This window comes from Kineococcus indalonis, assembly GCF_009906395.1.
Lineage (GTDB): Bacteria > Actinomycetota > Actinomycetes > Actinomycetales > Kineococcaceae > Kineococcus > Kineococcus indalonis.
This window is the reverse complement of the sequence record NZ_JAAALM010000403.1, coordinates 1-3,714: the sequence shown is the minus strand read 5'-3', so window position 1 is coordinate 3,714 and position 3,714 is coordinate 1. Positions and strand designations below refer to the sequence as shown.

Annotated in this window: 3 protein-coding genes, 1 pseudogene and 2 riboswitches; all 4 genes and pseudogenes read right to left on the bottom strand. The window is 74.6% G+C overall.

Annotation, left to right across the window (positions count from 1 at the left end):
• Positions 1-264 (bottom strand): annotated as a pseudogene (locus GTR00_RS16450) (hypothetical protein); the annotation flags it as partial.
• Positions 265-424: 160 nt separating this feature from the next.
• Positions 425-1,654 carry a cobalamin-independent methionine synthase II family protein gene (locus GTR00_RS16445; RefSeq protein ID WP_323132543.1) on the bottom strand — a complete coding sequence of 410 codons (1,230 nt, stop codon included), beginning with the start codon at positions 1,652-1,654 and terminating at the stop codon, positions 425-427.
• A gap of 31 nt (positions 1,655-1,685) precedes the next feature.
• Positions 1,686-2,888 (bottom strand): O-succinylhomoserine sulfhydrylase, encoded by a 1,203-nt coding sequence (locus tag GTR00_RS16440; RefSeq protein WP_323132542.1) that lies wholly within the window; start codon positions 2,886-2,888, stop codon positions 1,686-1,688.
• Positions 2,885-3,304: a rhodanese-like domain-containing protein gene (locus tag GTR00_RS16435; RefSeq protein WP_166612666.1), complete on the bottom strand. Its 420-nt coding sequence runs from the start codon at positions 3,302-3,304 to the stop codon at positions 2,885-2,887. Before GTR00_RS16435 ends, GTR00_RS16440 begins: the two co-directional genes overlap by 4 nt.
• A gap of 5 nt (positions 3,305-3,309) precedes the next feature.
• A riboswitch (SAM riboswitch) is annotated at positions 3,310-3,396 on the bottom strand.
• A 157-nt stretch (positions 3,397-3,553) separates the two neighbouring features.
• Positions 3,554-3,668, top strand: a riboswitch (SAM riboswitch).
• Positions 3,669-3,714 lie beyond the last annotated feature (46 nt).

Below are 3,714 nucleotides of genomic sequence, written 5' to 3'. Positions count from 1 at the left end.
GCCGTGCACCTCGCGGGCGCCCGTCCACGGGCTCCAGTAGATGGAGCCGCCCTGGAAGGCGACGTAGGCGCCCTTGCCGTTGGGGGTGCGGACCTCCGGGGTCAGCGGCTCGCCGAGGAAGCCGCGGGTCCCGTCGTAGCGGTGCTCGTAGGCGTAGCCGATCTCGCCGCCCACGCGGGGGTCGGCCTGGGCGGGTGCTGCGGTGCTGATCGCCGCGAGGACGGCGGCGGCCGCGCCGACGACGCGGGTCTTCCAGGGACTCATGGGCTCACCGTAGTGAGCGCCCGCGCGGTGCCGCGGGCAGTTCCGGGGAACCGCCGGGCGGCACTTCGCCGCGCAGCCGCAGCAGCACGCAGCGTGGTGCTGCGGCACGCCGGAGGGGCTGCGCGGTGGCCGGTCCGGGAGGACCGGCCACCGCGCGGGCTCAGCCGAAGAGGCGCTGGCCGGCGATGCGCGCGCCCTCGGCGAGCGAGGCCAGCTTTGCGGTGGCGATCTGCGGGTGGATGCGCCCGCCGAGGCCGCAGTCGGTGGAGGCGACGACGTTCTCCGGGCCCACCACGGAGGCGAACCGCTCGATGCGGTCGGCGACCAGCTCGGGGTGCTCGACGACGTTCGTGGCGTGGCTGACGATGCCGGGCACGATCTTCTTGCCGGCCGGCAGCTGCACGTCCCGCCACACCTTCCACTCGTGCTCGTGGCGCACGTTGGCGGCCTCGAAGGAGTAGGAGCCGGCGTCGATCTGGAGCATGAGGTCGGCGATGTGCTTGAACTCCACGTCCGTGGTGTGCGGGCCGTGCCAGCTGCCCCAGCACAGGTGGAAGCGGACCCGGTCGGTGGGCAGGCCGCGCAGGGCGTGGTTGAGGGCCTCGACGCGCACGCGGGTGAACGCGCGGTAGTCCTCGACGCTGGGCTCGGGGTTGATCTGGTCCCAGTTCTCCGCGATGGAGGGGTCGTCGACCTGCAGGGTCAGGCCGGCGTCCAGGACGGCGCGGTACTCCTCGCGCATGACCTCCGCCCACGCCCAGATGTGCTCCTCCTCGGTGGCGTAGTGGCGGTTGGAGATGCGCGCGCCGCTGCCGGGCGAGAGGGAGGTGATGAAGCCCTGGCTGCGCGGCAGCCCGGCGGCCTCCAGGCCGGTGAGGAGGTTGGCGATGTCGGAGGCGATGGCCTCCTGGCCGACGTAGCGCAGCGGTCCGGTGGTGGCCGGGAACGCGGTGGCGGTCTTGCCGGTGGAGATGCCGGAGGAGGGGTCGGTGTAGGCGTCGTGGAACAGCTGCCAGTCGCGCCGGTCCGGGAAGCTGGTCAGCCGCACCCGGCCCGGCTCGGAGCGCACGGTGGGCTGGCTGAAGATGTCCTCGCCGGTGACCTCCAGCCCGGCCACGCGCTGGAAGGAGTACGACCACCAGGCGCCGTAGTCGACGGCGCTGGTCATGGCCTTGCCGTACTCGCCGTCGCCGACGATCGTGACTCCGAGGTCGTGCTGGCGCTGCACGAGGTCGACGACGGCCTCGGTGAGCAGCTTGTCGAACTCCGGGGTGCGCTTGAGGGTGAGGCCGTCGTCGGCGAGCTCACGGGCCTCGTTGGCGGCGATGAGCTCGGGCGTGCGGGGCAGGCTGCCGGCGTGGCTGACCTCGATGCGGCGGGGGGTGCTCACGGGTGCTCCGTTCGTGGGGTGGTGGCTCGGCTCAGCGCCGCAGGGCGCGGTCGAGGTCGTCGAGCAGGTCGTCGGGGTCCTCCAGGCCCACCGACAGGCGCAGCACGGCGTCGGACAGGCCGATGGCGGCCCGGCCCTGCTCGCCGAGGCGGCGGTGGGTCGTGGTGGCGGGGTGGGTGGCCAGCGACTTGGCGTCGCCGAGGTTGTTGGAGATGTCGACGACGCCGAGGCGATCGAGCACCTCGAAGGCGCGTTCCTTGCCGCGCCCCGCGGGCGCGTCGAGCTCGAACGTCACGACGGTGCCGCCGAGCTCCATCTGGCGCTTGGCGAGCTCGGCCTGCGGGTGCGAGGGCAGGGTCGGGTAGCGCACCCGGCGCACGCCGCGGGCGTCCTCGAGGTGCTCGGCGATGCGCAGGGCGGTGGCGGCGGAGTGCCGCACGCGCAGGCCCAGGGTCTCCAGGCCCTTCGCGAGCGTCCAGGCGTTGAACGGGCTGAGGGTGGGCCCGGTGTGCCGGGTCAGCTCGCGGAACCGGCCGTCGATGAACTCGGTGGTGCCCAGGACTGCGCCGCCCATGACGCGGCCCTGCCCGTCGACGTGCTTGGTGGCGGAGTACACGACGACGTCGGCGCCGAACTCCAGCGGCCGCTGGCCGACGGGGCTGGCGAAGGCGTTGTCGACCACGACCGCCGCACCGGCCGCGTGCGCCAGCTGCGCGACGGCCTCGATGTCGACGAGGGTCTGCATGGGGTTGGCGGGGGTCTCGAAGAACACCGCCTGCGCGGGGGTGGCCAGGGCGCGCTCCCACTGGGAGAGGTCCTCGCCGTCGACGAACTCCGTCGTGACGCCCCAGCGCGGCAGGATCTCGTCGAGGACCACGTAGCAGGAGCCGAACAGGCTGCGGGCGGCCACGACGCGGTCGCCGGCGCCGAGCAGGGCGGCCAGGGCGTAGAACACCGCGGACATGCCGCTGGCCAGGCCGTAGCAGGCCTCGGCGCCCTCCAGCAGCCGCATCCGCTCGGTGAACACCGACACCGTCGGGTTCCCGTAGCGGGAGTAGACGTAGCGGTCGACCTCGCCGGTGAACGCGGCCTCGGCGTCGGCGGCGGAGCCGTAGACGTACCCCGAGGTGAGGTACATCGCCTCGGAGGTCTCCTGGAAATCCGAGCGTGCCAGGCCGCCGCGCACGGCGGTGGTGTCGGGCCGCCAGGGGCGCGGGGCCCGGTCCCCGCTCACGACTGCCTCCACGGCAGGCCCTCGGCGCGCCAGCCGGCGCCGCCGCGGTGCCCGTCCTCGTCGAGGTCGCCCTCGAAACCGTGCAGGACGTTGTAGCTGGGGGCGATGCCGGCGGCGGTGGCGGCCTCGGCGGCGGCGACCGAGCGCTTGCCGGAGCGGCACAGGAAGAGCACCGGGCCGCGGCGGCCCGCGGTGACGCCGGCGCGCTCCAGCTCGGCGAGGAACCGCGCCCCGGGCGCGGCGGGGTCGACGGGCGCCCAGGACGCGAACACGGGTCCCTTGCCGATCCCCGCGGTGTCCGGCACCCCGACCCAGGTCCACTCCGCCTCGGTGCGGACGTCCACGAGGACGGCCTCGCCGTCGTCGCGCAGCAGTTCGAACGCCTCGCGCGGAGCGAGGTCGCCGGCGTAGCTCACGTGCCCTCCCATCGGTCCCGGCATGAGCACCCTCCCGAAGGGGGTTGCTGCGGCGTCGTCGAGCCAGGTCTCTCGGCCGCTCTGGATGGTCCTGCCAGCGTAGGGCATGGGGCGGGTGCGGCGGGCGGTCCCGAGCCGGAGGGGGCCGGACGGGCGGTGCGCTCCGCCGGACGGCGCAGCCGCGGCTCAGGTCCGCCGCCCGCGCGCCGACGTTGCCAGGTGGGGCGTGCCCGTGGCACGCTCCGATCAGGTCATGAGCGCCAGCGCGAAGCCCCGGCTCGCTGGCCGGCAACCCTCCTGTCGCGGCGGGGTGCCCCGGGTGACGACCTGGCCGGCGCCGAGGTGGTGCCGGCAAGCGCGGACCCGCGGGCGCCGTCCGGCGGGTCCCCTCCCCGAGGAGGCCCTCGTGC